A 14,451-nucleotide genomic window follows, 5' to 3' on the forward strand; every position below is an offset into this window, starting at 1 on the left:
CTGCATCATAGAAAGTCTGACAATGGCCTACGACACCGGCACCATCACAATTAGCGGCGACACGGTCACCGGCACAGGCACAGGCTGGAATTCTGACGATATCGTCCGCGCTGGTGATGAAATTGTTGTCTATACCGATCCAGGCGATGTGCCGGTGCAGTTTCTGATTGCCAGCCGCAACGGATCAACGGAATTGACGCTGGCGCGTGCCTATGGCGGCGCTGCCATCACGGATCGGCCCTATTACATCCGCCAGACAAGCGTGCAGCCGCGTCAGGCGGCGCTGCTGGACGCGGTGTCGGGCATGAAATCCACCTTTGAAGGGTATGCCGATTTCAGCCGCCGCACCGACAATCCCAACGCGGTCACGGCGACCCAAGTTGGCGCGCAGCCCACGCACAATCCTGCGTTCACCGGCGAGTTGTCGATCGGTGGTCTGACCCATGCCGATCTACAGGGCGCTGTCAGCCTCATGTCGCAGGGTGTCAGCCTGTCCGTGGCCCAAACGCCAGCAGGGCGTGCGCAGGCTATTCAAGCGGCCCTGACGGCGCTAACAGCGCGTGGCAAAGCTATCTACCTGCCACGGGGTGAATACCTGATCGATGCGCAGATCAGCGTGCCATCTGGTGCGAAAATCTTTGGCGACGGCCCGCGCCACACAGTGATCAAGCTGGTGTCGGCGGATGCCGCACAGAATGTGTTTGATATTCGCGGCGTGCAGGACGTGATTGTGCAGGGTCTGACCGGTGACGGCAACGTGCAGCGTTTTGCGGTGCGGTCGGGGTCGGTGCAATTTACGGCGGGCGTGTTGGCTGCGGGGCAAGAGGTGGCCTATTCGGTGCCGTGCGCGGGTGTCACGGCTGCATCGACGGCCCTTGTCGCGTGGTCGGATGATCTGCCCGATGGTGTGGTGCTGCAAAAGACGGCTGGCGTGGATGTGATCGACGTGGTGATGGTCAACACGCTGGAGAGCAAGGTGTCGCACGGCGCGGGCACGATCAGCGTCTGCGAAACGGACTATAGCGTGGCATCAAACACTGTAGGCTGCGTGTTCGGCATCGCGAATTCTGCCCGTGTCCTGATCAATGACGTGGCTGGCAAGCACGCCTGCAAGCACGTTCTGGATGTGGCTGCAGGGCTTTACTACAACGCGGTGCCAGCGACCACGAAGGCGGGCTATCCTGACGGTGCCAGCAGCCACATCACGGTGGCAAACAGCACGTTCTGGGGTGGCGGTGACGACAATGTCACGACGCATGGCAGCGAATTCATCTGGTTTTCCGGCGTCTATTCGCATTCCGCCAACGGCACGCTGGTGCCGCTGAATTCCAACGCGTTCGAGATTGACGACAGCAGCCGCTATATCTGGCTGTCAGACGTTCACGCATCCAACTGCATCCCCGGCAACGGTATCGAGATCAAAGGCCATTCGACATCGCCAGCTGCAAACCATGTGTTCCTGCGCGGCGCAGTGGTCGATTATTGCGGGGTCGGCATCGATCTGCATCACACGGCGCATGGCGGATCGGGGCAGCCGCAGTCGCCCACGGCGTCACACGTCCAGATCGATGGTGCGTTTATCCGCAACTGCAAGGATCAATATGTGCGCGTCCTGTCCTATGCCAACGTGCACCTGACCAGCCTTTACCTGCAGGACGATGGGCGCTGCGCCAATGACAAGCCGTTTGCGATCGAAAACGGGGCGCGCGGCGTGACGCTGGATCGGTTTGAAACCGCTGGCTTTACGTCGCGGATTTTGAACGGCCTATTCCTGCAGGATCCTGACACCAGCAATATCGTCGTGCAGAACGGCGTGATCACTGGCGGGCGTGGTGCGGGCGTCTATACCGCGTCCAACGTCAAGTTCCTTGCGCTGAACAATGTCGAGGTCATCGCGCCCGAAGTTGTGGACAGCATTGATCTGAATGCAAATGCGCCCGCGTTTCACTTCACCACCGGCATCGATGTCGATCAGTCATCTGTGCAGGGTTTGCGCCAGTCGGGTTATCCGGTGTCGATCAATAGTGCGGGCGAGGAAACGCCGCTGTTCAACTATTCTGGCCGCACGCAGGTTATCAGTGACAGCCTGTATCTGGGGTCTGCCCGCGATGACTTGTCGACGGTCACCGACACCAGCCTTGAGGGGTTCAGCTACCAGGACGGGCGCATGACCGCGATCGCGCGCAATGGCGGCACCGTGCTGCTGCTGCGGCGAAATACAAACAGCGGCTTTATCCTGGCTTTGCAAAGCGGCACTACCAATGTGGGCAGTATTACAACGAACGGCACATCAGCATCGTTCAACACCACTTCTGATGCGCGACTGAAGGATGATAACGGCCTGCTATCACGCGATGAGGCTTTGGCGATCCTGCGACAGATCAAGGTTCACAATTTCACATGGAACGAAAAGACGGGTCGAGCTGGCAAGGCGGATATCGGCGCTTTTGCGCAAGAGCTGCACAAGGTCTATCCGCGCGCGGTGCATGTTGGGTCGGACACTGAAAACTGGCAAATCGACTATCCCAGCCTGATCCCGCTGCTGATCGCGGCCCTGGCGGATGAACCTGCAGGCGCTGGCGGTCTTTGATCGCGGCCGCACCAACCTTTTTTCACCTTCACCTTCAGCTGTCATTCGGGGGCCACATGACAAAGCCTACTCTATCGAACCGTCAACCACGCTATGCCGCCCGCGTCGTGCCGCTATCTGTTATCGAGTATTTCGCGGCGGCTTTCATCGCGTGTTTTGGGCTTTGGGTGCTATTGTGGGGGCCGGATGCCGCGCTGTCTGCCCATGCCTTTGATGAGCTGACGCAAAGCGCGGCGCGGTTTGGGCCTGCATGGCGCGTCATTGGTGGCGGCGGGTTGCTGGTGGGTGCCGTTTATGGGCTTGCCATCAAGATCAACGGACGTGGCGCGGCGTGGACGCCGATTGTGCGCGGTGTGTCGTGCGTTTTTGCGGTCGCGTTTCTGATGAACCTGGTGGTGTCGATCGCGCAGCAGCAGCCTAGCAGCACCGGCGTTTATTCCTATGGGTTTCTGACCGTCGCCTATGCCGGCCTTTTTGTCGCCAACCTCAATCGCTTCGCACATGCTTTGGAGCTGATCTGGGGGCGCATTCGTGGACTGGCCTAACATTATTGCCGAGCTTGGCAGATTAATCGACATCATCGGGATTTTTGGCCTTGTGCTGATCCTTGCGGCCGCGCTGATCGGCTGGTCGATCTACTGGAACCGACGCAACGGCAATCGCAGCACCGGACAGGTGGTGGCCGATGCCGTGACGCCGATGACCTGCAAATGGTCAGACGTGGATCGTGACCAGCTGGCTGCCGTGGTTCAAAAGGTCGATAACATCCAGCAGGTTCAAAAGCAGATGGATCGCGAGCTGATCCGCGTGTCCGAGCGCATCGACGCACGGCACTGACATCAAATAATTCCAGCACGAAAGGCCCGCCTTGGCGGGGGATATGCCTATGCAAACATCAATGTCACAAGATTTGATTGCGGCCATCCAGCGCCGGCTGAAGGCGTTGCGATATTATCATCTGAACGTCGACGGGAAAGAGGGGCCAGGGACGCGGTCTGCTGTTGTGCAGTTCAAGGTAGCGCACGGGCTGCGTGCGCGGCCTTACATCGGGGATCTGACGCTTGCCGCCATTATGTCGGCCGACGCCAAGATGGCACCAGCGCCAGCTGCCAGCGGTTCGGATCCTGCATGGCTGGTCGAGGCCAAGCGCCTGATCAACACGCGCGAGCGACCGGGTGCCGCAAACAACCCGGTGATCATGGACTGGGCCGATGGGCTTGACCAATGGTATCCCGGCGATGACGTGCCCTGGTGCGGATTGTTCGTGGCCCATTGCATGGCGGCCGGCGCGCCGGATGAGCCGCAGAATTTTAACCGGCTGGGCGCGCGCGAGTGGCTGAAATTCGGGGCTGATGTACCGGTCAGCGTGGGCGCGATTGCCGTGTTCTGGCGCACGCACCCGACGCGCAGCTGGAACGGTCACGTTGGCTTTGTCGTCGGTGGTGACGCCACGGCGCTGCACATCCTGGGTGGCAATCAATCCGACAGCGTGAACGTGACGCGGATCGCCCGATCGCGTCTGCTGGGCTGTCGTGGCCCTGAAGGCTGGCGCGGCGATCAAACGCTGCGCGTTGTCACCACCGGATCACTTTCCCAAAACGAAGCCTGAAGGAGGCACTATCATGTTTACCGATCCCGAAATCATTTCAGGCATCATGCAGATTGCTTTGTCGCTGCTTGGCATTGCCGGCACGATCGCAGCCGCAAAGTTCACACAACGCACTGGTATCCAGATCGAGCAGGTGCACATCGATCGCATCAAAGGCGCGATCGCGCATGTGGCGCTTTCAGCTATGGCGGATGGCAAGACCGATTTGCGCGAAATCACACGTCTGTCGACGGAATACCTGAAGGCGCAGATGCCAGACGCCGTCGCCCGCGTGCGACCATCGCAAAGCGCGATTGAGACGATTGCGCGCGCTTCTGTTGCGCGGGCGCGGGATGCAGCTGGCCGGCTGCCCTGACCGGCAACTGTTCGATCAGATCGATGTCGCTATGTGTCGCATCGGCCCGCCCTGGTTCACGCCGGGGCGGGCTTTTTTGCGTTTCGGGGGTTACAGGTCGGCGTCCGTCAGAATTAGACCAATTTTTTCCGCATCATCCGGCGATGGCAGGCCGATGCACCCGCGAAGGTCTGCGCCCGTGAAGTTGTAGCCAGTCAAGTCCGCGCCAGTGAAGTCAGTCCCAGATAGGTCAGCGTGAAGGAAGTCTGTGGTCGGGTCCAGGCCCGCAATTTCAGACAGCTTATTGAAGTTGTCAGTGTCGGCGTTCAGCACATTGACAATCGTTTCCTGCACTTTTTGGTCAATTTTCAACATCCGTTTGTTTTCCTTTGCTGTGGCGCGTCATTGCACCTGTTTCGTGTTAAAAGCTGTCGCTACCAAAAGTCAGGCCGAACGACACCAACGCATCAAAATTGCGCATGTCACCAGGACTGACCTGAATGAAAGCGTTGCCATAGGTTGCGCGCAGTCCGCCCGTTGGCATGATCCTGCCGCCTGACCAGTCGCCATCCCGATCATAAGTCACATAGAGGGATGCGCCCGCAAACGCGGCGATCGTCAGGCTGTCATGCTTTGCAAGGGTCCATTCCGTGCCGGCGTATAGGCTGGGGTTGCTGTAGCTGTTTTCAAACGCGCCGACAGTCAAATCCTGCCATGTGACGAAAACGCCGGGATTGATTTCATTGTAAGGCAGATCGCCCGCGCCGATATGGTCTGATCCGACTAAGAGCGACACGCGATCCTGCGCGCCAGCTTCTGTCGCCAGACTTGCGCAGATGATTGCAATAATGGCGGCTGTCGGTTTACCGGCCATGCTGCAAGCCATTGTTTTTTATGGCCTTGCGGTTGTGGGTGTTTACCGCGTATCTGCTTAATTTGAAGCAAAAATTGATGTTCTCCCGGGATCGCCACGGTGCAAGACGTGCTGTAGCCCTGATCAATTCTCTTTGCAGCAATCACCTACTATAGCATCGTCGCGAGCGCGCCCAGCAGGATGATCCCGACGAACTCTAGAAATGAAAGCCCGCTGTCATCGGCATCAGGCGCGGACGGTTGTTGATCCTCTGGCGTCTCATCAAGCGGGACCATCGGCATGTCGGCGGGCATATCGTCCGCAGGAGTAGGGTCTGGCTCAGGCGCCGACACAGCGACGGACAGCGTGTCGCTGAAAGTTTCAGTACCGTTGGTATAGCGATACGTGATGTTTGCGGTGCCCACAAAGTCATCGGGCGGCGTAAAGGAGATTTCATCGTCGTCGTTCACCGTGGCCTGTCCCACGGATCCCTCGACCCCAAGCAGTTTTACGAACCCGCCGAAGGGCGCGCCGAACCCGCCAAAAACATCAATGAACGCGGTTTGATCAGACGTCATGCTGCCGGATCCGCTAAACGATATGATATTGGCAGGGTCCACAGGCGTGGCCGGATCGGGGTCAGGATCGGTATTAGGAGCCGGATTGATAGGTGGGTCCGTATTATCTTTGGTGTCGACACCGGTATCAGGTTTGTCGTCACTTTGGTCGTCGCCGGAATCATTGTCGTCTCCGTCACCACCATCACCGATCTGACCGCCGCCGTTACCTTTATCTCCACCGCTGTCAGTATCGTCATCGACAGGCGTCACGGTGAGGTCGATCAACCCTTCGTCGGTCAGTCCGCGTGCGTCTGTCACCGCGTAGGTGATCCTGACGTCGCCGTTGAAATCGGGGTCAGGCTCATAACGCAGCCGCGCATCGTCCAAAATCGTCACCGTGCCCTGATCCGCAGACGCCTCCGTCAGGCGCAGGTCTAGGCCGCTGTCATTTGTCAGGGGCGACAGGATGATACTTGTATCCTCGGCCACTTCGGCGCTGTCATCTGCCGCCTCAGGCAGCGGCGCGTCGATCTGGAGCGTCACATTTGCTGTCGCGAAATAGCCATGATCGTCGGTCGCCTCGTATTGGAATGTTTCTTTAATCTGGTCGGTCGCGATGCCGTCATACGCATCATTGTCATTCAGGCGCAGCGCACCTGCGGCGTCAATTTCAAGCACCGCACCCGATGCCAGACCAATACTCGCCGCGACACCGAGCGTTACCGGCGTGCCGTTGATCGCCGTAATGCTCAGCGATGAGGCATCGCCAGAGGCCATATCGTTTGCCAGTAGATCGGATATCGGGGTGTCCTGACCAAGCGTGAGCGCAACCGTGTCGTCCTGCACATCAATGTCAAAGATGAACGCCACATCGTCAGCGTCTGTCTGGGTGAGGCCCGCCAGCCGCAACGCCGTCTGGCCGTTGACGACCACATCCAGCGCTGTGTCTGTGCCGTCACCAGACAGCACCAACCGAATAGCATCGGGATCAACGTCGGACCCGATAAATGACACGCGGTCCTGCGTCACGTCAAAGTCGGTAACAACCGGAACAGCGTTCAGCGCGGGAATTGCTTCGCTATCGGTCGGATCAGGCGGTGGGACAATCTCCAGAACAAATGTGTCTTGGCCGTCACCACCGGTAAAGGTGTCCTCATCACTGGCTGCGGCCACGTTCTCGCCGCCGGTGGGGAGAAACGTATCATCGCCCGCGCCCCCGTCCAGTTGGTCAGAGCCTTGCCCTCCGACCAACAGATCATCGCCTTCACCGCCAAAGATCAAATCATTGCCAGCGCCGCCCTCGATCCGGTCGTGGCCTTGCGCGCCAGACAGCGTGTCGTTACCGCCGCGTCCTGTCAGCACGTTGTTATCGCGCGATCCTGTGATGGCGTCGTCCAGATGTGACCCGAAGACATTTTCGATTGATGACAGGGAATGGTCGTAGATGTTGGGTGATACCGTCTTGGAATTTTGCACGCCGAAAAAGCTGGTGGCTGTGCCATCACCCAGATCAACTTGCCAGCCGTCCCATTGGAACGTGGGCAGGGACGGATCAATCAGCGCATCCTGACCAAAAACGTCGACCCGCGTGTCGAAATAGGCATCAAGGCGAAACGCCTGTCCGGGCGATAGTTCAAGGGTGTCAGTGCCATCCCCGCCTGCAACAGTCGCGTCTTCTGTCGCCGTCAGGGCAAAGACATCGTTGCCGTCACCACCAAAAAGCTGTGGCGTGGTCAGGCGGGTTGCATCGATATAGTCGTCCCCGCCGCGACCATCGATTGTGTCATGCCCGTCGCTGCCGCCGGACAGGTAATTCGCATCATCGTTTCCGAAAATTTCATCGGTAACCCGTGATCCTACGATCCCTTCGATATTGCGCAGGTGCGTGGTGACGGTGTTGGTGCCAGCAAGGGTGGTGGCTACTCCCGTCTCGAGATCGACTTTGACAGCTTGCGTGGTGGTCCGGCTCAGATCAGATGCTGTTTCGTAGTCCAGCGCGAAATTCACCAAGTCCCACTGTGCGCCGCCATTAAAATAGTTGTCCTGTTCTGAGGCAAAAAATACATCCGTGCCGCCGCCGCCCAACATCACGCTGCCCGTCACGGTCTGCATATCATAGGTGAATGGAATGGCGTCATCGGTGTCGACATTGCCAGCAACCCCAAGCCCGTAGAAGACATCAGCGCGGTCGGTGCCTTCAAAGATCGACACGTCGAATAGCAGTGGATCATCAGACAGGATACCGTTGCTTTGGGCAGTGTTTTCAACATGGATTGCCTGCGTGCCATCACCGTCGCTTTGGTGCAGCAGGCGCACGCCGTCATAGCCGCCCCCGCGAAATGAAACGGTCGCCATGTCAGCGCGGCTTGTCCCGCCGGTGGCCGTGACGGTATCGCCCGCGCCCGCGTAGAGCACGTCATCAGCTCCGCCACCTGTGGCAATGGTCTGGGCGCCGTCGGCCATCAGGAACAGGTCTTTGCTGGCAGTGCCTGACACGATCTCGACACTGTCAAAGGGCGTGGCGGGCCCGAGCCCTGCGCTATCTGTGCCAGACGCCACGGCGCCCGTTGCAAAGTCGATGGTCACGCCTGACGATCCGACAAACACAACGCGGTCTGTGCCGTCACCGCCAAAGACGATATCCAGCCCTTCGCTGACATCGATGGTGATGGTGTCGTCCCCACTGCCACCAAACACGGTGTCCGCACCCGCGCCGCCATTCAGAATGTCATCACCAGCGGCACCAAAAAGTCGGTCATCGCCGGCACCTCCGGCCAGATCATTGCTTGCGGCATCACCGAACAGCCAGTTGTCGGACCCGTCACCCGCAAGATCAGGCGCACCGGCGGCCACATACAGAAAATCGCTGACAAACTGCGTGTCCACATCCCCTAGTCCGAGTGTGTCAAAGCGCAGCAGTTCAATCGACGACAGCGTGTCGGTGCCTTCATCCGCATCGCCCGCGACCTGTGATGACACGGTGATGGTGCCATTGGGGTTTTGGGTAATGCGGGTCTGCGTGATATCCGACAGATAATGCGCGCGGTCTGTTCCACCGCCCCCGTTAATGCTGTCGTCACCACCCAGACCAACAAGATCGTCATCGCCGTTGCCACCGATCAAGGTGTCGTCCAGCTTGGTGCCGATAATCAGCAGATCGCCGTTCTCGGCCTCAAACGTCTGCACGGGCAGGTTTCCAAGCAAGTCGATCGGTCCACCGATATCAAACGCTGGCGCAAGCTGGTCCCAAAAATTCCCGACAAGCCCTGCAACATCGTAGCTTTCCAGATCAAGCGTGATCCGTGACAGCGCGTCGCTAAATCCGTCCAGAAACGCGATCTCATCCGTCAGGCGTTGACTCAGATCATTGATCAGATCGCCAAGTCCGGTGGCATCAAGAACGGCGTTTACGACTGGATCGATGACTTCCTCTTGCACCGCCTGCGCGGCATCCAGCGCCCATTCGACGGGTTCAAGCGCGTCAAACAACTCCTCAATCGCGTCGCTCAGGCGGCCAAGGTCTGCTTCGCGGGCATCCAGAAAATCGGTGAAGTTCTTGAAATCACCGTTGACCAGATCCCACGCGGTGAAATCGAGAACAGCAAGCGCATCCCGCGCGGGCTGGGTGTCGTTGATATAGTCCTCAAGCGCGTCATTGGTCGCCTTAAGATCATCGTGCGCGTTGCCGCGTGCGATCCGCTCTTCGATATTCTCTTGGTCAAAGCGGACGGACCGCGCTGTCTCGGCCTGTTGATCAAGGATAAACTGCGCGGTCCGTGCGCCTGCGTTGCCGGCCACAAGGCCGACGGTCACATAATCCAGCGCCGCACTGACAGCGCCCGCCTTGCTGCCTGCCGCGCCCAAAGCATCATCGATCCGGTCGAAAGGGCTGATCGTCAGTTTCAGGGCTGCGCGCGTGCCGCTGACCAGACCGCCCACGACAGGGAGTTTGGACACCAGAAATAGCCCCTGATCCACCTTGCCAAGGTTCGACACAAACCGGTCCGACTGGTTGCCCAGAACGGCGATGCTGGCGGCAATCGTATTCACGCTAGCGGTGATGTTGGTGGCAATCGTGATGTCGGTGATGACTGTATCGGTCAGCGCGGCACCGCGTTCGTATTGCGTGATCGAGTCGTCGAATGTCGCCGGGCCGTCCATGGAAACCTCTGAAAATATGCACTGAAATATCGCTCAAGGATGGCAAGGCGGCAAAAGCGGAGTCGAGTCCGTTGGTGCGAAATATGCCAATTTTGGTGCGAACAGGGCGCTTACGGTGGTGACCACACGCCGCGCTTTTCCAGCCGTTCCAGCACGTTATCTGCATAAGTGCCGCCCACGTTGAACAGCTCGCCGGACCCGTCGGTGATGGTCAGACGACCCCCTGATTGCTCCACGCTGGCGATGTGATTAAACGCGAGCCAGACCGATCTGCTGATGCGCATGCCGTCTTCTTGCGGCAGTGCGTCGATCGCATCTTTGAGCGGCATGCGCAGCGTGGCGGCACCGTTGTCGGTCGTGACATCGACATACTGGTTGGCGCTTTGCACCTTTCGCACCGGCCCGCGCACCTCTGCTGGCAGGTCGTCGACAAGCGTGCGGGGCGGGGGGCGATGCGGCCAGAACAGATTGCCCGGGCGACCCAAGGTGCGCAAAACCGCCTCAAGCCGTGGGCGCAGGATCAGCACCGCCAATAGGATCGCGATGGTCACCATGGCGGCGGATGTGACCATGCTCCAAACCGCGTCGGACATCACAAAGCCCCCGCGTGCGATGTAGGAATCGATCAGACCGGTGATCACAGCAAGCGGCAGGTAGAACGCAAACTGGATCGCAATCCACGGCACATAGCGCTGTAAGCCCCACGCGAGGAACGATCCCAGAAACCAATAGCTTGCCGCGTAGTATAGCAGCAGGTTGAAGCCATTGACTGCCAGCCGCACACCAATGCTGTATTCAGCCAACCGCCCGCCGGGTGCAAAAAGCGATGTGAACACTGTGATCCCCACAGCAAGCGCAAGGATCACTGGCAGGAAAAGCACTTTGCGAACGACGATGTTCAGAGACGCCTGCATGCATTTATACTGTCGTCGTCCTGCGCTGCGATCAAGACAAACACGCGCGCCGCAGTTAACCTGACCGCATGACGGAAACAACAACAGTGCAGCAAAGTGGATTGGTGCCATTTGGCCCAGACATCTGGGTATCTGACGGTCCAAAGGTGCGCGGGGCTGCCGGCTTTTGCTTTCCCACACGCATGGTGGTGGTCCGGCTGCCCGACACAGGCGGGCTTTGGGTGTGGTCACCGGTTGCGCTGACACCTGATTTGCAGACACAGATCGACGCGCTTGGGTCAGTCGCCCATCTTATTGCGCCCAACCACTTGCACTATACATTTCTGGCGAACTGGGCACGCGCCTATCCGTGTGCTGTCGTGCATGCTGCGCCGCGACTGACAGATGATACCGCAGGCACGCCAATTCACTATGTGCTGTCAGACAGGGCCGATGCTGCGTGGGCGGATGTGATCGACCAGAGAGTTGTGCACGGCAACAAGATCACGACAGAAGTCGTATTTTTTCACAAACCATCCGCCGCCGTTTTGGTCACTGACCTGATCCAGCACATGCCGCGTGACATGTTCAGCGGATGGCGGGCGATTGTGGCGCGGCTGGACCTGATGACAGCCAGCGTCCCGTCAGTGCCCCGAAAGTTCCGGCTGGCAACAACGGATAAGCAAGCAGCACGCGCTGCTGTTGCACAGATACTGGCATGGCCCGCTGAAAAGGTGATCATGGCCCATGGCGCGCCCGTGACGTCTGGCGGTCAGCAGATGCTGCAGCGCGCGTTTGGATGGCTCGTGAAGGACCGCGCAACCTAGACCGAATTAAGCGCCCAGCCGATCACGACAACCTGCGGCACGGTCAAAAGCGGCAGCAATAGCGCGGCCTTGAGCCTGCCTGTCACCTCGCGCAGGACTAGAATTTCGGTGTAATCCGTCGCGGCTCCAGCCATCAGGAACGTAAACGCGTTCCCCGGTGCGGCTGCGCGGGTCATCAGGTCTGCCGCAATCGGCACGGAGCCTTCGGAACACACCTCGATGATCGTGGCAGCGATGAGCGTGGTCAGCAAACCAAGCAACGTCGCGCCAAACCATGTGGCAAATACCTCGGTCGGGATGGTGGTCTGGATCAGCGCGGCCAGCACCACGCCAAAGAAAAGCCAGCGCAGGACCATCTTGCTGGCGCTGACAGAGCGCTGGGCAACGTCGCGCACAAAGGCTGCGTCAAACGTTGTGGCGCGTAGCCCGGCTTTTGCCTCGGCCACAACATTGAAGTCTGCGGGCAGGTCGATCCGGTTGGGATTGGGTTTGACCCGCCCCGCCCGTTCAAGCGCCTCAACGATCATGCCGGTGATCAGCGCGATCACAAGCGATGCGACCAGAAACACAAACATCCAGCCCCAGCCCATCAGCACACCGATGATGATGGTCAGCGACAATGAATTCCACGGCGATGCGATCAGAAAGGCAAAGACCTGACCAAGGCTCGCTCCACGTTCATACAGCTTTGCGCCGACCATCAGAACGCCGTGATTACACAGATCAAGAAGGACACCGCCCAGCACCGCCCGCACAAGGCTGCTGAACGCCTGATCGCGGCCGATGATGCCGATCACGAACTGGCGCGGCACCCTGTCGATCAGCCCAACCGCGACCATGCCAATCAGGATACCCCACCACATCAGGTTCATCATCTCGCGCACGGCATGGGTAAAGACACCAAGACCAAGCGGCGCATCGTGCGGCAGGACAAAAGCAAGGCAATAGGACAGCACAATAATAACGCCCGACCCCCACAACATCAGGTCGTAGCGTTTCCAGACCGGCGCGTCAGCGGCAGCAGGGGGTGCGCAGCATGACGGCGTGACCGCAGGGGTCGCCTTTGCGCCGCAGCAGCTTGCCGGAGTGTCCGTCGAAATCTGTTGATCTGCCATTGATCTGTCCTGTGACGCGGCCATCGTATCGGGCGTCATGTTTCTGCGCTTAGAATACACCCGTCTTGGGACTGGCGCAATTCCGCGCCGTCACGCCACGTTACGGCGGCGCGTTGGCGGGCTTTTGCGCACAAGCTGGCAGGTTTCGGCCACGCCGATTTGGCAGTTCGGCATCCATTCCTATGTTTGAGGGCCAGAAGGAGTGTCCCATGAAACCCATCCTGAGTTTGCCTGCCCTTGCGATGCTTGCCGCCTGTTCATCATCAGGTGGCAGTGACAGCGGTCCGATGCCCGTGAATACGGCTGTTGATCTCGCTATTGTGCCTGACAGCAGTGCCTTGCTTGAGGACAGCACGGCACAGGTGACAGCGCCGGCTGTGCAAATCGAAACGCCGCAAGTTGCCAACGACAGCGACGCAAGCTTTGCGCGCCTGTTGAACGGTGTGCGTGCGGGCAACGGCTTGGACGGGGTCAGCATTGATAGCCGTCTTGATGCCGCAGCACAGGCCCATGCCGACGACATGAGCCGCAACGTCTATTTCAGCCACACTGGCCAAAACGGAAGCACGGTCCTGCAACGCATTACAGACGCGGGTTATGATCCCCGCGCATATGGCGAAGCAATCGCCGGAAATATCCCCACCCAAGAGGCCGCACTTGACGCATGGATCAATTCGCCATCGCACAATGAGATCCTCAACGGTGCACCGTTCGAAGATTTCGGCTTTGGCTTTGCCGGACGCGGGGACAGAACGCGCTGGGTCTTGTTGATGGGCGCCGAATAGCCAGCCCTGAAATTTGCCGAAATTGCCGCAAATCGAACTGAATTGCCACGTGGCGGCCCGGCATGGGTCGTCATTTGGCCACCATTTTTCCCTAGCACCGTTTCCAGTCCGGCATGCAACTGCCGCCCCGAGGTTTACGAAGGAATGTCGTATGTTGAAAAAGACAAAGGTCGCGATGCTGGCCGGATCATTGATGGCGCTGTCGGCATGTGGTGGCGCATCACTGGGTATCCCCGGTGTGCAAAGCGCGCTGTTGCCCAATGGCGATTCAGCCAGCAACGCGCCAGCGCCGACCATTACCCCAAATGACGAAAGCTTTGGTCGTTTGATGAATAGCTACCGTGACAGCGTCGGCGTTGATGCCGTGGCCCACGACAGCCGCCTTGACCAAGCCGCACAGGCCCACGCCGAGGATATGGCCGAGAATAACTATTTCAGCCACACAGGCCGCAACGGCAGCACCGCTTTGGACCGGATCAGGGCAACCGGATACGATCCGAACGCCTACGGTGAGAACATCGCCGGACGCCAGCAAACCGAAAGCGAAGCACTGGATGCGTGGATCAATTCGCGCGATCACGACCGCGTCTTGCGCGCAGATTCGTTCGAGGACTTTGGTCTTGGTGTTGCAGGGCAGGGGTCACGGACCCGCTGGGTCTTGATCATGGGCCGCGAGAAATCCGACTAGGTCGCGCCAGACAGATTTGATTTTTCCAAAGCCCCG

General features: G+C 59.1%; 14 protein-coding genes. 9 read left to right on the plus strand and 5 right to left on the minus strand.

Going from position 1 to position 14,451, the window contains the following annotated elements:
* Positions 1-22 precede the first annotated feature (22 nt).
* From V8J84_RS03920 to V8J84_RS03940, 5 genes are all read left to right on the plus strand, one after another.
* Positions 23-2,590, plus strand: coding sequence for a tail fiber domain-containing protein (locus tag V8J84_RS03920; RefSeq protein WP_339928305.1), 2,568 nt, complete (start codon positions 23-25; stop codon positions 2,588-2,590).
* Positions 2,591-2,646: 56 nt separating this feature from the next.
* The gene (locus tag V8J84_RS03925; RefSeq protein WP_339928306.1) at positions 2,647-3,135 is read left to right on the plus strand and encodes a hypothetical protein; all 489 of its coding nucleotides are present in this window, start codon (positions 2,647-2,649) and stop codon (positions 3,133-3,135) included.
* Positions 3,122-3,427, plus strand: coding sequence for a hypothetical protein (locus V8J84_RS03930; protein WP_339928308.1), 306 nt, complete (start codon positions 3,122-3,124; stop codon positions 3,425-3,427). The genes V8J84_RS03925 and V8J84_RS03930 overlap by 14 nt, the downstream gene beginning before the upstream one ends.
* Before the next feature lie 61 nt (positions 3,428-3,488).
* Positions 3,489-4,199: an NlpC/P60 family protein gene (locus V8J84_RS03935; protein ID WP_339928310.1), complete on the plus strand. Its 711-nt coding sequence runs from the start codon at positions 3,489-3,491 to the stop codon at positions 4,197-4,199.
* Positions 4,200-4,212: 13 nt separating this feature from the next.
* Positions 4,213-4,554, plus strand: a complete 342-nt coding sequence (locus tag V8J84_RS03940; RefSeq protein WP_339928311.1) for a hypothetical protein — start codon at positions 4,213-4,215, stop codon at positions 4,552-4,554.
* A 90-nt stretch (positions 4,555-4,644) separates the two neighbouring features.
* Here the strand turns inward: V8J84_RS03940 and V8J84_RS03945 are convergent, their stop codons facing one another.
* From V8J84_RS03945 to V8J84_RS03960, 4 genes are all read right to left on the minus strand, one after another.
* Positions 4,645-4,908, minus strand: a complete 264-nt coding sequence (locus tag V8J84_RS03945) for a pentapeptide repeat-containing protein (RefSeq protein ID WP_339928312.1) — start codon at positions 4,906-4,908, stop codon at positions 4,645-4,647.
* A gap of 46 nt (positions 4,909-4,954) precedes the next feature.
* Complete coding sequence (locus V8J84_RS03950; protein ID WP_339928314.1) at positions 4,955-5,407, minus strand: hypothetical protein; 453 nt, start codon at positions 5,405-5,407, stop codon at positions 4,955-4,957.
* 149 nt (positions 5,408-5,556) lie between these two features.
* Positions 5,557-10,107 (minus strand): Ig-like domain-containing protein, encoded by a 4,551-nt coding sequence (locus V8J84_RS03955; protein WP_339928316.1) that lies wholly within the window; start codon positions 10,105-10,107, stop codon positions 5,557-5,559.
* Between the two features lie 110 nt (positions 10,108-10,217).
* The gene (locus V8J84_RS03960) at positions 10,218-11,021 is read right to left on the minus strand and encodes a LytTR family DNA-binding domain-containing protein (protein ID WP_339928318.1); all 804 of its coding nucleotides are present in this window, start codon (positions 11,019-11,021) and stop codon (positions 10,218-10,220) included.
* A gap of 68 nt (positions 11,022-11,089) precedes the next feature.
* Here V8J84_RS03960 and V8J84_RS03965 point away from each other — a divergent pair, with 68 nt between their 5' ends.
* The gene (locus V8J84_RS03965; RefSeq protein WP_339928320.1) at positions 11,090-11,827 is read left to right on the plus strand and encodes a DUF4336 domain-containing protein; all 738 of its coding nucleotides are present in this window, start codon (positions 11,090-11,092) and stop codon (positions 11,825-11,827) included.
* On the opposite strand, the gene V8J84_RS03970 is transcribed toward V8J84_RS03965, so the two are convergent.
* Positions 11,824-12,942 (minus strand): permease, encoded by a 1,119-nt coding sequence (locus tag V8J84_RS03970; RefSeq protein WP_339928322.1) that lies wholly within the window; start codon positions 12,940-12,942, stop codon positions 11,824-11,826. The two genes, V8J84_RS03965 and V8J84_RS03970, sit on opposite strands and share 4 nt — an antisense overlap.
* Before the next feature lie 37 nt (positions 12,943-12,979).
* Here V8J84_RS03970 and V8J84_RS03975 point away from each other — a divergent pair, with 37 nt between their 5' ends.
* From V8J84_RS03975 to V8J84_RS03985, 3 genes are all read left to right on the plus strand, one after another.
* Positions 12,980-13,132, plus strand: coding sequence for a hypothetical protein (locus tag V8J84_RS03975; protein ID WP_339928324.1), 153 nt, complete (start codon positions 12,980-12,982; stop codon positions 13,130-13,132).
* A gap of 19 nt (positions 13,133-13,151) precedes the next feature.
* Positions 13,152-13,727, plus strand: a complete 576-nt coding sequence (locus V8J84_RS03980; RefSeq protein WP_339928326.1) for a CAP domain-containing protein — start codon at positions 13,152-13,154, stop codon at positions 13,725-13,727.
* A gap of 151 nt (positions 13,728-13,878) precedes the next feature.
* Complete coding sequence (locus tag V8J84_RS03985; protein ID WP_339928328.1) at positions 13,879-14,415, plus strand: CAP domain-containing protein; 537 nt, start codon at positions 13,879-13,881, stop codon at positions 14,413-14,415.
* Positions 14,416-14,451 lie beyond the last annotated feature (36 nt).

Origin of the sequence: Yoonia sp. 208BN28-4, from assembly GCF_037543925.1 — a bacterium.
Lineage (GTDB): Bacteria > Pseudomonadota > Alphaproteobacteria > Rhodobacterales > Rhodobacteraceae > Yoonia.

What these genes read in the sequence shown, in the direction of transcription:
- V8J84_RS03920 (WP_339928305.1), top strand. Translation starts at nt 23, where the DNA reads ATGGCCTACGACACCGGCACCATCACAATTAGCGGCGACACGGTCACC.
- V8J84_RS03925 (WP_339928306.1), top strand. Translation starts at nt 2,647, where the DNA reads ATGACAAAGCCTACTCTATCGAACCGTCAACCACGCTATGCCGCCCGC.
- V8J84_RS03935 (WP_339928310.1), top strand. Translation starts at nt 3,489, where the DNA reads ATGTCACAAGATTTGATTGCGGCCATCCAGCGCCGGCTGAAGGCGTTG.
- V8J84_RS03940 (WP_339928311.1), top strand. Translation starts at nt 4,213, where the DNA reads ATGTTTACCGATCCCGAAATCATTTCAGGCATCATGCAGATTGCTTTG.
- V8J84_RS03945 (WP_339928312.1), bottom strand. Translation starts at nt 4,908, where the DNA reads ATGTTGAAAATTGACCAAAAAGTGCAGGAAACGATTGTCAATGTGCTG.
- V8J84_RS03950 (WP_339928314.1), bottom strand. Translation starts at nt 5,407, where the DNA reads ATGGCCGGTAAACCGACAGCCGCCATTATTGCAATCATCTGCGCAAGT.
- V8J84_RS03955 (WP_339928316.1), bottom strand. Translation starts at nt 10,107, where the DNA reads ATGGACGGCCCGGCGACATTCGACGACTCGATCACGCAATACGAACGC.
- V8J84_RS03960 (WP_339928318.1), bottom strand. Translation starts at nt 11,021, where the DNA reads ATGCAGGCGTCTCTGAACATCGTCGTTCGCAAAGTGCTTTTCCTGCCA.
- V8J84_RS03965 (WP_339928320.1), top strand. Translation starts at nt 11,090, where the DNA reads ATGACGGAAACAACAACAGTGCAGCAAAGTGGATTGGTGCCATTTGGC.
- V8J84_RS03970 (WP_339928322.1), bottom strand. Translation starts at nt 12,942, where the DNA reads ATGGCAGATCAACAGATTTCGACGGACACTCCGGCAAGCTGCTGCGGC.
- V8J84_RS03975 (WP_339928324.1), top strand. Translation starts at nt 12,980, where the DNA reads ATGTTTCTGCGCTTAGAATACACCCGTCTTGGGACTGGCGCAATTCCG.
- V8J84_RS03980 (WP_339928326.1), top strand. Translation starts at nt 13,152, where the DNA reads ATGAAACCCATCCTGAGTTTGCCTGCCCTTGCGATGCTTGCCGCCTGT.
- V8J84_RS03985 (WP_339928328.1), top strand. Translation starts at nt 13,879, where the DNA reads ATGTTGAAAAAGACAAAGGTCGCGATGCTGGCCGGATCATTGATGGCG.